Here is a 14960-nt window from a genome sequence, read left to right as displayed (position 1 = left end):
GCCCAACCCCCACACTTCGCGTACCCTAGACAGGTTGCGCATCCGCGCACACACGTGTGCCTCCCACTGCAAGTCCGGGACACAGGCACGCCGACAAGTGATCTTGGGTGAAACATCCGCCTGCGAAGCGGTGTTTCACGGTAACCAGAACAGGAGTACCACCATGGCCGCAGTGTGCCAGGTGACCGGAGCCGTTCCCGGCTTTGGTAACACCATCTCGCACTCGCACCGACGCAACAGCCGTCGGTTCGACCCGAACATCCAGAAGAAGAAGTACTACGTGCCTTCGCTTCGTCGTAACGTCACGCTGACGCTGTCCGCCAAGGGCATCAAGGTGATCGACGCTCGCGGCATCGAGGCTGTCGTCAAGGACCTTCTTGCACGTGGGGAGAAGATCTAATGGCTAAGCAGCAGGACGTTCGCCCCATCATCAAGCTCCGCTCCACCGCGGGCACGGGCTACACCTATGTGACGCGCAAGAACCGTCGCAACAACCCCGACCGCATCGTGCTCAAGAAGTACGACCCCGTGGTCCGCAAGCACGTCGAATTCCGCGAGGAGCGCTAAGACATGGCAAAGAAGAGCAAGATCGCAAAGAACGAGCAGCGCAAGGTGATCGTCGAGCGCTACGCCGCCCGCCGCGCCGAGCTGAAGAAGGCGCTCGTTGACCCCAACGGCACCGACGAGTCGCGTGAAGCGGCTCGCGTCGGTCTCCAGAAGCTTCCCCGCGACGCATCGCCCATCCGCGTGCGTGGCCGTGACTCGATTGACGGACGCCCCCGCGGCTTCCTCAGCCAGTTCGGTATTTCGCGTGTTCGCTTCCGCGACATGGCACACCGGGGCGAATTGCCCGGTATTACCAAGTCAAGCTGGTAGATTTCAGGCGCAAAATGCGCTCCACCCAATGCATGAAGTCCGAGGAGGACACACATGGCTGACAAGTCACTAAACCGTACCGAGTTCGTCGCCGCAGTCGCCGCCGAGTCTGGCCAGAGCCAGGCCGCCGTCAACACGGTTCTCGACTCGATCTTCTCCGTGCTCTCCAGCTCGGTGGCAGACGGCACCAAGGTTTCCATCCCCGGATGGATCTCCGTCGAGCGCACCGCCCGTGCCGCCCGCGCCGGCCGCAACCCGCAGACGGGTGAGGCCATCCAGATCGCGGCGAGCAACGGCGTGAAGATCAGCGCCGGAAGCAAGCTCAAGGCAGCCGTCAAGTAAGACAGCTACCTGCCGAAAGGGCGACGACCGACAAGGTCGCCGCCCTTTCGCGTTTAAGCTTGACCAGTGCCCAGAACCGTGAAGATCGCAGCGCCCGCGATCCTCGTACTCGCAGCCCTCGGCACACTCCTCGCAGGTCTCGCCTACGGGGGCGGAGCGGATGCCCCCCTCCTCCTAGACCCGGGAGCCGTCACCCGCTACGGCCTCCCCATCTCCAAACTCCTCGTAAACCTCGCGGCAGCGGGAACCGTCGGAGCCCTAGTGCTCGCATGCTTCGCGTTGAACTCCGCGAAACCCGAGTACGACCGGGCGCTCGATGTGGCCGCAGCATCCGCCGCCGTGTGGACCGTCGCATCCGGCGCCACCGGGCTGTACACGTTCCTCAGCGTGTTCAGCCTCCCGTTCCGGTTCGACTCCGAATTCGGTGAGCAACTCGCCAACTTCCTCACCGCCACCGAACTCGGCCAAGCCTGGCTCACCAGCACCCTTGTGGCGGCCGCCGTCACCGCCCTCGCCTTCGCCGTGCGCAACCAGACCGTGCTCGCCTTCGTCGCAGCCCTCGCCCTCTACGGCCTCCTGCCGCCCACGCTCCAAGGCCACCGCGGAGGAACCGCCGACCACGACGCCGCCTCCACCTCCCTCTACCTGCACGTCGTCTTCGCCGCCGTGTGGCTCGGCGGACTCCTGACACTCGTCATCATCCGCAGCACCCTCGACCGCGGCCGCCTCGTCACCGTGCTGCTGCGCTACTCGAGCCTCGCGCTGCTCGCGTTCATCGTGGTCGCCGTCTCCGGGTACGTGAGCGCCCTCATCCGAGTGCAGACCATCGACAACCTGTGGACCCCCTACGGCGTGCTCGTCATCGCCAAGGTCGTGGCACTCGTTGCCCTCGGCCTCTTCGGCGCGATGCAGCGGCGATGGATGATCGGCCGCCTGCAGCGCACCCCCGGCAGCGACAAGCCCTGGTTCACGGCTCTCGTGCTCGCCGAACTTGCGTTCATGGGCATCGCCTCCGGTGTGGCCGCCGCCCTCGCGCGCACCGCCACCCCCGTTGCCGAAGTCACCGCGGAAGACCTCGCCGACCCCACCCCCGCCGAAATCCTCACCGGTCGCGAACTGCCGCCACCGCCCGACTTCGTGAACTACTTCACCCTCTTCAACGTCGACCTGCTGTGGTTGCTCGCCGCCGCGTTCGGCATCATCTTCTACGTGTGGGGTGTGCTGCGCCTGCGCGCCCGCGGCGACAAGTGGCCGATCTACCGCACGGTTCTGTGGGTGGTCGGCATGCTCGTGCTGTTCTGGGCCACCAACGGCGGCGTCAACCTGTACAGCAAGTTCCTGTTCAGCTCGCACATGATCTCGCACATGACGATCGGCATGATCGTGCCCGTGTTCCTGGTGGCCGGAGCCCCCATCACGTTGGCTCTGCGAGCGATTCACAAACGGGATGACGGCAGCCGGGGCATCCGGGAATGGCTCATGCTCCTCGTGCACTCGCGCTTCTTCGCCGTGCTCGCCAACCCGATTGTTGCCGCCGCGCTGTTCACGTTCTCGCTGTGGATCTTCTACTACACACCGCTGTTCAGCTTCGCGACCACCAACCACGTCGGTCACGAGCTCATGGTTGTGCACTTCTTGCTGGTCGGGTACCTCTTCGTGTCGTCGCTCATCGGCATCGACCCGGCACCGTCGCGGTTGCCGTACCCGATCCGCCTCGTGGTGCTGCTCGCGACGATGGCGCTGCACGCGTTCTTCGGTCTCGCCATCATGAGCGGCACCGGGCTGCTGCTCGCCAACTGGTACGGCGCGATGGGCTGGGATACCGGGGTGTCCGCGATCGCCGACCAGCAGGCCGGCGGCGGCATCGCGTGGAGTGTCGGCGAAATCCCCAACCTGATCATCGCGCTCGTGATCGTGTACCAGTGGTCGCGCAGCGACAAACGCGAAACCAAACGGCGCGACCGCCAGGCTGACCGCGACGGGGATGCCGAGCTCAAGGCCTACAACGAGATGCTCGCCGAGCGCGCGAAGCGGGGGTAGCGCTACTCGTAGCGGGCGGTGATGAGGAGGTCGTCGCCCGGGAGCAGCGAGACCGCGTAGCTCACCTCGAACGGAACGTCCTCGTCGAAGGTGCTCACGTCGCCGTCGAAGAGGCTCTTCACGTCCACGGTCAGGTGCGCGGCGCCGGCGGTCGGCGGCACGATCCACTCGCCCGTGCGGGTGCTGATCCGGATGCTCACCTCGGGGTACTGCGAGATGCTCCACGTCGGCGGGCTCACGATGCGGTCCACGATGGCCTGGCCGAACGGGCATCCGGTGGGCTGCAGAATCTGCTGGTCGGTGCACGCGTCGAGGCCCTCGTTGACGTCCTCCTGCACCACCTGGATCATGTGCTCGTTCGGCTGCGTGATGACTGCCGTCGGAACGGATGCCCCCGCCTCCCGCAACGCGACCGTCTCCGGTGCGGCCTCCAGGAACGTGGTCTCGTGCGACAACTCGAAGTTGCCGGGCACGAACGCGAGGTACCCGGTCGGCTCGTCGGGGGCCGCGGTGGCGAGGTCCTGTCCGTTGACCGAGAAGCGGGCATCCCCGACCACGGTCACGTACAGCCGCGACAGCGGTCCGCTCGTGAACTCCCACATCGGGAAGATGCCGAACGAGACACCCGTCGACTCCACCTCGAAGCTCGTGCGCCCCTCCGTGTCACCGATCTTGTACTGCACGGTGACACGGTGGATGCCCTCCACCTCGGTATCGCTCACGACCGAGACATCCGTGACATCCGTCATCGCTTCACGCCGCAGCAGCGTGTCGGAAAACTCGTTGTCCTCCGGCAGCCCGCCCATGATCTCGAGGGCACCAGCCGCGTCCTTGCGCATGATGGCGTCCATGTAGCTGGAGACGAAACCACTCGCCGAATACACGGTTGTGTTGAGCACGGCGACGGTGATTCCGAAGGCGCCGAGCAGGATCGCGGCCACGACAGACCAGGTGACGATCTCTCGACGCATGCTCACAGTCTACTTTTCCGCACTGAACGCCACCTCAGCGCGGTGAGCAACCGCCGAACACGTACAGTGAAACGGTGATCGACGTGCCCCTTTCCGCTGAGCAGCAGGCGGTGTTCGATCGCATCGAGACGACGATGGAGCACATTTTCGTCACGGGCCGGGCTGGCACGGGAAAGTCGACACTGCTGAACTACCTGTCCGAGAACACGTCGAAGCAGCTTGTGGTGTGTGCGCCCACCGGTGTCGCCGCGCTCAACGTGGGCGGGCAGACCATTCATTCGCTGTTCCGGCTGCCGATCGGGGTCATCGCCGACCACGAGTTGCAGCAGACCGACGAGCTCCGGCGGCTGCTGAACACGATCGAGACGCTCGTCATCGACGAGGTGTCCATGGTCAACGCGGACCTGCTCGACGCGATCGATCGGTCGCTGCGTCAGGCACGCGGTCGCAAAGACGAAGCGTTCGGGGGAGTGCAGGTCATCCTGTTCGGCGACCCCTACCAACTCGCCCCCGTACCCGGCGAGGGCGACGAGCGCGCCTACTTCGAGGACCACTACCGCTCGCTCTGGTTCTTCGACGCCCACGTGTGGGAGGAGGTCGACCTCACCATCTACGAGCTCGGCCAGATCCACCGCCAGCGCGACCGCGAGTTCACGTGGATGCTCAACGCCGTGCGCCATGGCCAGGTCACCGCCGAGATTGCCGGTCGCCTCAACGACATGGGGGCGCGCCCGCATCCGACGGATGACGCGATCACTCTCGCCACCACGAACGGCACCGTCACCCGCATCAACGCCACCCAACTCTCGCGACTCCCCGGCCGGGCCCTCACCGCCCGAGCCGAGGTGAACGGAGAATTCGGCGGGAGGGCATACCCCGCCGATGAGTCGCTCGAGCTGAAGGTCGGGGCGCGGGTGATGTTTCTGCGCAACGACACCCCGTGGGACGGCAGCGCGCCACGCTGGGTCAACGGAACCGTCGGCACCGTCGTGAAGATCGCCGACACCGTGTTCGTGGACATCGACGGTGTGCGCCAGGAGGTGAAGCCGGCGATCTGGGAGAAGTTCCGCTACAGCTACTCGCCGCTCACGAAGGCACTGCGCAAGGACGTGGTGGCGGAGTTCACGCAGTTTCCGTTGCGACTCGCGTGGGCGGTGACGATCCACAAGTCGCAGGGCAAAACCTACGACAGGGCGATCGTGGACCTCGGGCCGCGCTCGTTCGCGCCGGGCCAGACGTATGTTGCGCTGAGTCGCCTCACCGAGTTGGAGGGGTTGTACCTGACGCGGCCGCTGCGCCCGAGCGACATCATCGTCGACGAGAACGTCGTGCGGTTCATGGGTCGCGTGACCGCGATCCCCGCGATCCGCGCGTAACGCGGGGGGCTGGTTTCGAGACGCCGCCTGCGGCGGCTCCTCAACCAGCAGTAAAGAGGAGAACCGGGTGGTTGAGGAGGCGCGCAGCGCCGTCTCGAAACCACCCCTACGAGTTACCTACGCAGCAGCCTTCGCGGCGGTGAGGTCGATGAACACCTCAGTGTTGAAGCGGTACGCCACGATGACCTCGTCGATCACACGCTCGCGCTCCTCGTCGCTCCACTCGACGGCGTCGAGCTGGTCGCGGTAGGTCTCCTTGAACTGCTTCGGGCTCGCAATCTGGTCGAACAGGTAGAACCCGACGCCGTTCGTCTCGAAGCCGAAGTGACGCTGCATCAGACGACCGATGGCCTGGCCGCCCGACAGGTCGCCCATGTACCGCGTGTAGTGGTGGGCGATGAAGCCGCCCGCCCAGTTCTGCGCTGCGACCTCGTTGATGCGGTCGACGTAACGCTGGGTGGAGGGGAGTGCGCTGATCTTGGTGCGCCAGTCCGGGCCGAGCAGAAACTCGAGGTCGGCGACGAGGGCGGGCATCCGGGTCAGCTGGGGCGAGATGAAGGCTGCGGCAACCGGGTCGCTCGCGAACTTTCCTGCGGCGCTCTCGAGCGCCTCGTACATAAAGAAATGCTGCGCGACGAGGGCGATGTAGTCCTCGCGCGTGCCCTCACCAGACATGAGGTCCTTCATGAAGCTGGCGCCTTCGCTGTCGCCGTGCGACGTCCACGTACGCTCGCGGAGTGCTTGAGAAAACGGGATGACGGCCAACGGATGCTCCAGACCTTAGGTTTTAGGCAACCCTTAGTTTAGCGGGCGCATTTGGGCGCGCCGAACGGCCTCAGTGTTCGCGGAACTCGATGCCGAGCTTCTCGCACGCCGCACGGTAGGTGAACACGATCTCGCGACGGATCTCGGGGCGCTCCGCGATCTCCTTCGACCACGGCACGGTGACCGTGCGCTGCTCGTCGCCGACGCGGTAGGTCCAGGTGCCCCCGTGCTCGTCGAGAGTGGTCATCTCGGCATCCGTCGCGTCCGCGTCTCCGAAGGCACGCGCGATGGTGAGACTGTCGTCGTTGTGGTCGTCGTTCATGTGGTGCAGTACGGCGGCAACGACGTCGGTGGAGAAGGTGGGCATCCCTCCACGGTACCCGCCTGATACCCTCGTGACCCATGAAGACCTCTCGCATCGCCGCTGTCGCTGGCCTCGCCGCCGCGCTCGCGTTCGCCCCCGCACTTTCCGCGGGCGCTGCGCCCGTCTCGAGTGATGTCACGCCCGACCACTGGATCGACCTCACGACCGAGAACTTCTTCTCCGATTTCGCTCCCATCACCGAGGCCGGACCTGCCACCTTCCCGCTCACCATCCCGTCCAGCGGGGTTCTGTTCCGCGCGAGCGGCCTCGCCGTCTCGACGCCGGAGAACTGTGAGCGTGTGGTCGACGAGATCACGATCACCTTCGGTACCGATGGACCCGTCGTGAACCAGACCGGTGTTGGTTCCAGCGCGACCCTCGCTCTTGTCCCCGACTTCGACTACACGTACGAGGGCGACGGTGTTGCCACGCTCGAGGCGGACTTCCTTGAGATCACCTTCGAACCGGAAGCCGAGCAGACGGGCACGCTCCGCATCACCCTCGGTGAGCCGGTGCCCGCAGATGAGGCGTTCCTCGTGGTCGGCTTCTACAGCTCGCCCGAGGTTGACTTCGTCATCGAGTCCGCATCGTTCGCGGTGACGGATGACTGCACCGCAGCCGCGCCGGTGGCCCCCGCCGCCCCGACGCTCGCCGCCACGGGTACGGATGTCGCGCCCATCGTCGGCGCGGGTGCAGCCCTGCTCGTGCTGGGCGCGGCCGCCACGGTGATCGCCGCGCGTCGCCCCCAGCTCTAGACCGGCGGCTACTCCCCGAGGTGTTTCTCGAGGAACACCGCGGTGCGCGCATACGCGAGGGCAGCGGCCCGGGCATCCACTGTCTCCGTCACACTCGCGTTCGCGAACGAGTGCACGGTGCCGGCGTAGGTGTGCTCGGTGACCGGGGTTCCGTGATCGCGTAGCCGGGCAACAAACGAGGCCGGGTCGTCGCCGGAGTCCCACTCGTCCGTCTCGGCCCAGTGCAGCAGTACCGGACACGGGATGATGCCGTGGTCGGCCGCGGACAGGCTCGCGTAGTACGACACCACGGCATCCGCCGCTCCGGCCTGGGCGTGCACGAGTGCGAGCCAGCCGCCGATGTCGAACCCGACGAGGCCGACACGTTCGTCGCCCGTGAGCTGGGCTCCCGCCATGCTGTCGTCGATCTCGGCGAGGGCGACGCCGATATCGAGGGCTCCCATGAGTTCGTCGGCGGTCGCCGGATCGACCGTGCAGACCCCGCCGAACAGGTCGGGAACGGAAACCCTAAACCCTCGGGAGGCGAGCGCCTCCGAGTAGTTGACGAGCCCGGGCACTCGACCGAAGCGGTCGTGCAGCACAACAACTGCCGGGTTGCCGGGCGTTCCGAACAGCAGGGGAACACCGGGCGAGGGGATCGGCACGAGCTCGCTCATCCCTTCGATGCTAGTAAGGCCGCATCTGGCGTACCCCGAAGACGGGTCAATTTAGTACCGTAGGAGCAATGAACGACCCCGGGAGACTGACGTGAGCGAGATCCTCGATGCGCTGGCCGCGGCCGTAAAGGCCGCACCGGATTCGGCATCCCTGCGTGTGCACTACGGGAGACTGCTCCTCGAAGCGCAGCGAGCGTCGGATGCCCTCGAGCAGGCCAGCGCGGCCCTCAGCCTCGACCCCGCCAACGCCGAAGCGCTCGCGCTCATGCGGGATGCCACACGAGTCGACGCCGCAGCCATCCACCCGGCTCCCACCGCGTCCTCGACGGACGATCCGCCAGGGGATGACACGAGCATCAACTGGAAGCAGCTCGAAGAGGACATCGGCTCCGACCTGCCGGCGCCCTTCGCCGAGGCGCGCATCTCGGCAGACAAGAACTCCTACGACGCACTCGGTGAAGTCACCAAGGAGTCGATCACCCTCGACGACGTGGGTGGCCTGGACCAGGTGAAGGAGCGCATCCGCATCGCGTTCCTCGAGCCGATGCGCAACCCTGAGATCGCGAAGGCGTTCGGCAAGAGTCTGCGCGGCGGACTCCTGCTGTACGGCCCTCCCGGAACGGGTAAGACGTTCATCGCTCGCGCCATCGCCGGCGAGCTCGGCGCCAACTTCTTGAGTGTCACCCTCGCCGATGTTCTTGCCGGCGTCATCGGCGAGAGCGAGCACAACGTGCACAAGCTCTTCGTGCGCGCTCGCGGCCTCGCACCGTGTGTCGTCTTCATCGACGAGCTGGATGCCCTCGGTGGCAAGCGCTCGCAGTACATGAACGTCGGGTGGATGCGGAACGTCGTCAACCAGATGTTGCAGGAGATGGACGGCATCGGCTCGGACAACGACGGGGTGTTCCTGCTCGGTGCGACGAATCATCCGTGGGATGTCGACACCGCACTCATGCGCCCCGGGCGCTTCGACCGCACCGTGCTCGTGCTGCCGCCGGATGCCCCCGCTAGGGCCGCGATCCTCAAACACCACTTCTCGGGTAGGCCCATCGCCGGCATCGACATCGACGCGATCGTCGCGAAGACCGACGGATTCTCCGGAGCCGACCTCGCGCACATCGTCGCCACCGCCGCCGAGCGTGCCATGTCGGAGTCGATCGCCCAGGGCGAGGTGCGCCCCATCTCCATGGCGGACGTGAAGAAAGCGCTCACCGAGGTGAAGCCGAGCATCATGCCGTGGCTGCAGTCGGCGCGCAACGTCGTCAACTTCGCCAACGAAGACGGACGGTACGACGACCTGGAGGACTACCTGCGGTCGAAGAAGCTGCTGTGACCTCAGCGGACGGCGGCGCACCGGATCCGGTCGAACTCGCTCTCCAGCGGGCTCGGCTCCTCGCCGACGTCGGACGGTTCGACGACGCGCTGGGTGTGATCGGCGAGGTGCTGGGCAGCGCTCCCGACCACGAGGAACTCATCGCCACGCGCGGGTGGCTTCTGCTCAAGCTCGGTCGTGCGGCGGAAGCACGCGAGGCCCTCGGCGCGCTCGTGGCGGCCCAGCCGAACACGGCGTGGACGCTGTACCTGTTGTCCGCTGCCGAGCTGTCGCTCGAGAACATCCCGGCGGCTCGGAAGGCGGCGGACCGCGCGCTCGAACTGGAGCCCCAGCATCCGCGGTACCACCTGCAGGTCGGTTACGCCGCGGTCGCCGGGTCGATCAGCGGAGCCGACCGGCGGGTGGCCGAAGAGCGGGTGGCCTCCGCGCTCGAGCTCGGGCCGGACATCCCGCGCACGTATGAGGCGTCGGCCGAGATCTACCGAGCACTCGGCGAAACCGAGAAGGCGAAGGAGTTCGTCGCGCGCGGACTCGCGCTCGCCCCGGACGACCAGTCGCTGCACTTCCTGCGTGCGGTGCTGGCCGGCGACTACACGCCCACCAGCTCAAAGGACTACGGGGGCTACGCGTTCGCCGCCAACCAGGTCGCAGCGATGGGCGAAGTGCTCGGTATGTCGCCCGGCAACGTCGAGGCGTCCCAGGTGGTGTTCGGTCGGGTGTGGGCTCAACTGCTGCGCCTCATCGACGCGCCGCTCATCATGCTCGGGGTTGTCACCATCGGCATCGGCGCCGGAATGGGCAACGGGCCCGGCCTGCAGAACCTGTACTGGGCGGCGATCTTCGCCGTAGTGTGGCCGCTGTTCCGGCTCGTGCTGGCTCGGCTCGTCATCAGCCGTGCGCCCAAAGGCTACGTACGCCGGATGATCCGGCCCATCGGATCCGGAGTGTGGCGGGTCGTCGGTAGCCTCACCGCCACCGCGATCGGGTTGCTCGGGGTCGCCGCGTTGCTCTGGTTGCGGGACGCGGCCCTGGTGCGCGTACTGCTGCTGCTCATCGTTGCAGGCGCGGTTGCGGGGGGCGTCGCATCCGTGTTCTGGCAGGCCCGCTACTTCACGGCGGCCCGCGAGTCCGGAATCTTCCAGCCGGGGGAGCTCGGCTACCGCAGCGTGCGTATCGCCCGCAAAGGACTCAACGCGCAACTGGTGCGTCGATGTGTGATGCTGGCGCTCGTCTCCATCGTCGCGTTGCTGATCTCACGGATGACGCGGGCCGACGCCGCGCCCGTGCTCCTCATCATCACCGCGGCGTGGGTGGCGCCCTCGATCGCCGCGGTGCTCATGGTGCGCCGGATCTCGCGGGAACTCGGCGACACCGAGTACGCGCCGGAAGGTGTCAAGCCGTCCGTCGTGGCGGGAGCCTTCGTGGGGATCACCGCGCTGGCCCTCGGTGCCGTGGTCGTTGCGGCGGGCATCCAGCTGCCATGGGCGCCGTCCGACCGCGACAGCGCTGGCGTCTACACCCCGCACGACGAGCGCAGCGACGTCTTCGACGAGTGCACGGGAAGGCCGGCGAACCGCTTCGCCTGTGTCATAGACAAACAGCAGGAGCGCATCGACCAGATCACGGAAGACATGGAGGAGATCGAGATCCCCGACTTCGACTTCCCCGACCTGCCCGAACTCGACCCCGACGGAACGCTGCCGGATGTCACGGTGCCGGAGGTCACCCCGGCACCCGAAGTTGTGGTGCCGTAGCTACAGCGCCAGGTACTGGTGCGCGAAGGCCACCGCCATGCCGCCCTCGCCCACACCCGCGGCAACACGTTTGACGGAACCGGAGCGCACATCGCCCGCGGCGAAAATCCCGGGGACCGTGGTCTCCAGCGCGAAGGGCTCCCGTTCGGCTGTCCACTCTGAGCTCGTCTTCGCTGCCGCGCCGGTGAGCACGAAGCCGTTAGCGTCGCGGGCGATCGGACCCGGCAACCAGGATGTCTCGGCGTCAGCGCCGATCATGACGAACAGCACCTCGGCATCGCGTCGAGTCGACGCACCCGATCGCCGGTCGGTGACATCGATCGCCGTCAGGTCGTCGTCGCCGTGCAGCGCCGTAACCTCCGAGCGAGTCTCCACAGTGATGTGCGGGTTCGCGGCGATCTGATCGATCAAGTACTGCGACATGCTCGCCGCGAGCGACTCGCCTCTCACAATGAGGTGCACCGACTTCGAGTGGCGCGAGAAGAAGATCGCAGCCTGACCCGCCGAGTTGCCGGCACCGACGATGTAGACGTTCTTGCCGTGGGCGTTCGCCGCATCGCTGCGTGCCGCACCGTAGTAGACGCCGTTGCCGACGAAGTGCTCGATGCGTTCCAGGGGGAGACGGCGCCACTCGACGCCGGTCGCGAGGAGGATCACCTTCGCCGCGATCGTTGCGCCGCCGTCGAGCGTGATCGTTCGGGCATCCGGGTTGATGGATTGCACGGTGCGCGTGACGACGAGTTCGCTGCCGAGTCGCTTGGCCTGTCGCAATGCTCGAGACGCAAGGTCGTCGCCGGATACACCGAAGGGGAAGCCCGTGTAGTTCTCGATGCGGGACGAGGTGCCAGCCTGACCTCCGGGAGCGAAGCGTTCAACGATGAGGGTCCGCAGTCCTTCAGCCGCGCCGTTGACGGCGGCGGTCAGTCCGGTGGGTCCGCCTCCGATGATCACGAGGTCGTAGCTGTCGTGCAGCGGGTCAACGGGCAAGCCGCTCGCCCTCGCCACCTCGCGTAGGTCGGGTTCGACCATCCGAGTGCCGTCCGCGCGGTCGAGCACGGGGAACGCGGATGCCCCCGCCAGCCGTTCGGCGTTGGCCGGGTCATCCGAGTTGACCGACTCGAACTGCACCTCGTTGCGGACGAGGAACGTGCACACGAGGTGCACGCGAGGGTCGACCATCGGACCCATGACGGTCAGCTCGGGCCGCGCCGCCTCGGTGGCGAGCACCCGCAGATCCCGCATGCGACCGACGGCGAGCTCGCTCAGCGCGTCGTTGATGTGCGGTGCCAGGGCGATCAACGTGACGAGCGAAGCGGCATCCAGTTTGACCACTCGGCTCGGCTCGGCGGCGCTCATACTCGCGGGGAGCTTCGTGCTGAGCAGTACCGGGACCTCGCCAAATACCTGACCCGGATGACGCTTGCCGACGACACGCTCGATGCCACCGACCTCCTTCGACAGCTCAGCGCGCCCCTCGATAACGACAAAGAGCGCACGCTCATCGCCTTCGCGCGCCACGAACTCGCCCGGGATCAGGCGGATGTCTTCGGCAGACCGCGCAACGAACCGCAGCTGGTCGTCGGTGAGGTCTGAGAACAGGGGAACGGCGCGCAGCTCGTCGGGTGAGATCACGGGAGTGAGCCTAGGGGCATGAAGCGCCTTCAGTTGGAGCGGATGACGGGAATCGAACCCGCGCTATCAGCTTGGGAAGCTGAAGTTCTGCCATTGAACTACATCCGCGTGTGCGCACGAGTCTAGTTGAAAGGTCACTCGCAGCCCACGCCGTCGCCGTCTCGGTCTAGGTGTCGACCGTAACCAGGATCTCCGACACGGACGGGCGCTGCTCCGGCCGCTCTTGCCGCGGTGCAGTTCTCGTAGTACGCGGTCGAGGGGCCCGCAAGTGCGAGCCGAGAGCCGGTGCCCTGAGATGCGAGCGACCGCGCTCCGCCCGTCGGTCTAGTTCAAGTGAACTTCAGCCGTGATTCCAGGATGGTCTCGATGGCGGTGATCGAGTAGTCGAGGCGTTCCTGGTGTGAGCCTCGAACGAGCATCCACGGGAGTCCCGTCTCGTGAACAGCATCGATCATCCACCGGGTCATGTCCGCTCGGATGTGCTCGCCGTCGCGCCATCCGTCCTGCTCGAACGGGACACCCACATGGTCGGTCACGATGTAGAGGTCGCGACGAGCGAGGGTCTCTAGCGCAAAGGCCGAAGCCCGGCTCGACGCCCCAACGTAGCGGCGCTCCCACACCGTGGTTGCGAGCGCGTCGGTGTCCGCGATGACCAGGGGGGAGGCGAGCGCCGCCGAGTTCTCCCGTCGGGTCTGCTCCAACGCGATCTCTGCGAAGTGTTCCGACAACCACACGAGGTCCTCGACGCTCGGATCCTTCGTGCCGAGTGCCCGAGCCTCGGCCCGGGCGCGCTCGTGGAGGACGTACGTGAACTCGCGACCATACTCCTCGACGGCCTCGATGCCCGGGTAGCCAGTTGAGGAGAAATGGTCCGCCAGCGCCCGGCTCAGTGTGGTGGTGCCGGTTGACTCAGCGCCCAGCACGATTACACGAACCGCGAGACCCAGGCGGGTGGGCTCGGGGAGCAAATGCCACATTCCGACCGGGTCGTCGCGTACCGCAGTCCCGCTTACGCTCACCGCGTTACGTGACGGATCGTGTGACACGTGGCGCGCGCCAAGGCGCTTTGCTAACTCAGCACCATAGGGCTCGGAACTGACGACGACATCAACCGACTCCACACCGTGGTGGCGGAGTGCGACTCTCATCATCTCGCTGTGAGCAACCCACGCGATCTCGCTCTCATAGTCGACGGGGGCATCGTCAGGCACACCGATTACTCGCACCGAGTCAAGGTGGGCGAGGGAGGCTGAGAGCCATTCGACGCGATCATGAAGGGGGATGGATTCGGTGATGCTTGCCATGACGATTCCGACAACCTCGTCTGCCTCGCGGGATGCTCTCTCCAGCAACCCGACGTGACCCAGATGTGGCGGATAGAACTTGCCGATGACGAGGGCGCGGGTCATGCGCTCACGGGGAGCTCAGCAGCATCCTTAGCCAGCTCTCGACGCCATTGCCGAAGGCCGTACACGCATAACGCCAGGAAGCCGCAGTACAGGATCGCGGTCAGGATCAGGCCTTTGGAGACGTAGAGCGGGATCGAAACAATGTCGACGATGATCCAAAGCCACCACTGCTCGATGATCTTGCGCGCTTGCCCCCAGGTGGCGCCGAGGGAAGCGGCGGTGATGAAGGCGTCGGGCCAGGGCACGACCGAGTTCGTCTGGGTCGTGAGAAGAACGGCGATGAGGACGGTCCCGAGCGCGACCAACCCCACAACGGTGAGGACCTCCCCGCGGGTTGCCCTGCGCACGGGAATCGTGGTCGCGATGGTCGACCCCGCGCGGCGTCGTCGGATCCACGAGTACCAGCCGTAGACGCCCAGTACGAAGAATGCGACCTGCAGCCCCGAATCGGCGTAGAGGCCCGCCGACAGGAAGAGCGCGAAAAACGCGACGTTGTTGACGAGGCCGACCGGCCAGTTCCACGTCCACTGGCGGCTCACGGCCCACACGCAGAGAGCTCCCGTGACGAATGCGAAGGTCTCGAGGACGGACACCTGTTGGCCGAACAAATGGAAAAGCGGATGCGAGAACCAGGCCAACGGATCCATGAGTTCACGCTACTGGAGTGCCGCTCCCTTCGGATCGCTC

Annotated in this window: 16 protein-coding genes, 1 tRNA gene and 1 pseudogene; 9 read left to right on the top strand and 9 right to left on the bottom strand. The window is 66.2% G+C overall.

Annotated elements, in window-relative coordinates:
• Window positions 1–163: 163 nt before the first annotated feature.
• From rpmB to LH407_RS06950, 5 genes are all read left to right on the top strand, one after another.
• Window positions 164–400: a 50S ribosomal protein L28 gene (gene rpmB / locus LH407_RS06970; protein WP_322134711.1), complete on the top strand. Its 237-nt coding sequence runs from the start codon at window positions 164–166 to the stop codon at window positions 398–400.
• Window positions 400–567 (top strand): 50S ribosomal protein L33, encoded by a 168-nt coding sequence (gene rpmG, locus LH407_RS06965; RefSeq protein ID WP_116755184.1) that lies wholly within the window; start codon window positions 400–402, stop codon window positions 565–567. The genes rpmB and rpmG overlap by 1 nt, the downstream gene beginning before the upstream one ends.
• Before the next feature lie 3 nt (window positions 568–570).
• Entirely contained in the window at window positions 571–876 is a 306-nt protein-coding gene (gene rpsN, locus LH407_RS06960) for a 30S ribosomal protein S14 (RefSeq protein ID WP_322134712.1), read from the top strand.
• Window positions 877–930: 54 nt separating this feature from the next.
• Window positions 931–1218 carry an HU family DNA-binding protein gene (locus LH407_RS06955; protein WP_322134713.1) on the top strand — a complete coding sequence of 96 codons (288 nt, stop codon included), beginning with the start codon at window positions 931–933 and terminating at the stop codon, window positions 1216–1218.
• Window positions 1219–1284: 66 nt separating this feature from the next.
• Window positions 1285–3258, top strand: coding sequence for a cytochrome c oxidase assembly protein (locus LH407_RS06950; protein WP_322134714.1), 1974 nt, complete (start codon window positions 1285–1287; stop codon window positions 3256–3258).
• A 2-nt stretch (window positions 3259–3260) separates the two neighbouring features.
• Here the strand turns inward: LH407_RS06950 and LH407_RS06945 are convergent, their stop codons facing one another.
• On the bottom strand, window positions 3261–4229 hold the full coding sequence (locus LH407_RS06945; RefSeq protein ID WP_322134715.1) for a hypothetical protein: 969 nt from the start codon (window positions 4227–4229) through the stop codon (window positions 3261–3263).
• A 74-nt stretch (window positions 4230–4303) separates the two neighbouring features.
• On the opposite strand from LH407_RS06945, the gene LH407_RS06940 reads away from it, so the two are divergent.
• Complete coding sequence (locus LH407_RS06940) at window positions 4304–5605, top strand: ATP-dependent DNA helicase (protein ID WP_322134716.1); 1302 nt, start codon at window positions 4304–4306, stop codon at window positions 5603–5605.
• Window positions 5606–5722: 117 nt separating this feature from the next.
• On the opposite strand, the gene LH407_RS06935 is transcribed toward LH407_RS06940, so the two are convergent.
• Together LH407_RS06935 and LH407_RS06930 are read right to left on the bottom strand one after the other, a co-directional pair.
• Entirely contained in the window at window positions 5723–6370 is a 648-nt protein-coding gene (locus tag LH407_RS06935) for a biliverdin-producing heme oxygenase (protein ID WP_322134717.1), read from the bottom strand.
• 70 nt (window positions 6371–6440) lie between these two features.
• Window positions 6441–6737 carry a DUF2470 domain-containing protein gene (locus LH407_RS06930; RefSeq protein ID WP_322134718.1) on the bottom strand — a complete coding sequence of 99 codons (297 nt, stop codon included), beginning with the start codon at window positions 6735–6737 and terminating at the stop codon, window positions 6441–6443.
• 35 nt (window positions 6738–6772) lie between these two features.
• Between LH407_RS06930 and LH407_RS06925 the strand changes: the two genes are divergently transcribed.
• On the top strand, window positions 6773–7489 hold the full coding sequence (locus LH407_RS06925) for a hypothetical protein (protein WP_322134719.1): 717 nt from the start codon (window positions 6773–6775) through the stop codon (window positions 7487–7489).
• 8 nt (window positions 7490–7497) lie between these two features.
• Here LH407_RS06925 and LH407_RS06920 read toward each other — a convergent pair whose 3' ends face one another.
• Window positions 7498–8145, bottom strand: coding sequence for a dienelactone hydrolase family protein (locus LH407_RS06920; protein WP_322134720.1), 648 nt, complete (start codon window positions 8143–8145; stop codon window positions 7498–7500).
• Window positions 8146–8236: 91 nt separating this feature from the next.
• Between LH407_RS06920 and LH407_RS06915 the strand changes: the two genes are divergently transcribed.
• Entirely contained in the window at window positions 8237–9478 is a 1242-nt protein-coding gene (locus tag LH407_RS06915) for an ATP-binding protein (RefSeq protein ID WP_322134721.1), read from the top strand.
• Window positions 9475–11232 carry a tetratricopeptide repeat protein gene (locus LH407_RS06910; RefSeq protein WP_322134722.1) on the top strand — a complete coding sequence of 586 codons (1758 nt, stop codon included), beginning with the start codon at window positions 9475–9477 and terminating at the stop codon, window positions 11230–11232. Before LH407_RS06915 ends, LH407_RS06910 begins: the two co-directional genes overlap by 4 nt.
• Here LH407_RS06910 and LH407_RS06905 read toward each other — a convergent pair whose 3' ends face one another.
• The 5 genes and pseudogenes from LH407_RS06905 to pnuC form a co-directional block, all read right to left on the bottom strand.
• Entirely contained in the window at window positions 11233–12864 is a 1632-nt protein-coding gene (locus LH407_RS06905) for an FAD-dependent oxidoreductase (RefSeq protein WP_322134723.1), read from the bottom strand. It lies immediately after the preceding gene.
• A gap of 34 nt (window positions 12865–12898) precedes the next feature.
• Window positions 12899–12972, bottom strand: a tRNA-Gly gene (locus LH407_RS06900).
• A 26-nt stretch (window positions 12973–12998) separates the two neighbouring features.
• Window positions 12999–13097 (bottom strand): annotated as a pseudogene (locus tag LH407_RS06895) (excalibur calcium-binding domain-containing protein); the annotation flags it as partial.
• Window positions 13098–13193: 96 nt separating this feature from the next.
• Window positions 13194–14273: an AAA family ATPase gene (locus LH407_RS06890; protein ID WP_322134724.1), complete on the bottom strand. Its 1080-nt coding sequence runs from the start codon at window positions 14271–14273 to the stop codon at window positions 13194–13196.
• A complete protein-coding gene (gene pnuC, locus LH407_RS06885; RefSeq protein WP_322134725.1) occupies window positions 14270–14920 on the bottom strand; it encodes a nicotinamide riboside transporter PnuC in 651 nt (216 codons plus the stop codon). The genes LH407_RS06890 and pnuC overlap by 4 nt, the downstream gene beginning before the upstream one ends.
• Window positions 14921–14960 lie beyond the last annotated feature (40 nt).

The sequence above is a fragment of the Antiquaquibacter oligotrophicus genome (assembly GCF_020535405.1).
In the GTDB taxonomy this organism is placed as follows: domain Bacteria; phylum Actinomycetota; class Actinomycetes; order Actinomycetales; family Microbacteriaceae; genus Rhodoglobus; species Rhodoglobus oligotrophicus.
This window is presented reverse-complemented; position numbering and strand designations above follow the sequence as displayed.

Excerpts from the sequence above, each read along its gene's own strand:
- LH407_RS06945 (WP_322134715.1), bottom strand. The coding sequence starts at position 4,229 with ATGCGTCGAGAGATCGTCACCTGGTCTGTCGTGGCCGCGATCCTGCTC.
- LH407_RS06890 (WP_322134724.1), bottom strand. The coding sequence starts at position 14,273 with ATGACCCGCGCCCTCGTCATCGGCAAGTTCTATCCGCCACATCTGGGT.
- LH407_RS06920 (WP_322134720.1), bottom strand. The coding sequence starts at position 8,145 with ATGAGCGAGCTCGTGCCGATCCCCTCGCCCGGTGTTCCCCTGCTGTTC.
- rpsN (WP_322134712.1), top strand. The coding sequence starts at position 571 with ATGGCAAAGAAGAGCAAGATCGCAAAGAACGAGCAGCGCAAGGTGATC.
- LH407_RS06955 (WP_322134713.1), top strand. The coding sequence starts at position 931 with ATGGCTGACAAGTCACTAAACCGTACCGAGTTCGTCGCCGCAGTCGCC.
- LH407_RS06930 (WP_322134718.1), bottom strand. The coding sequence starts at position 6,737 with ATGCCCACCTTCTCCACCGACGTCGTTGCCGCCGTACTGCACCACATG.
- pnuC (WP_322134725.1), bottom strand. The coding sequence starts at position 14,920 with ATGGATCCGTTGGCCTGGTTCTCGCATCCGCTTTTCCATTTGTTCGGC.
- rpmB (WP_322134711.1), top strand. The coding sequence starts at position 164 with ATGGCCGCAGTGTGCCAGGTGACCGGAGCCGTTCCCGGCTTTGGTAAC.
- rpmG (WP_116755184.1), top strand. The coding sequence starts at position 400 with ATGGCTAAGCAGCAGGACGTTCGCCCCATCATCAAGCTCCGCTCCACC.
- LH407_RS06925 (WP_322134719.1), top strand. The coding sequence starts at position 6,773 with ATGAAGACCTCTCGCATCGCCGCTGTCGCTGGCCTCGCCGCCGCGCTC.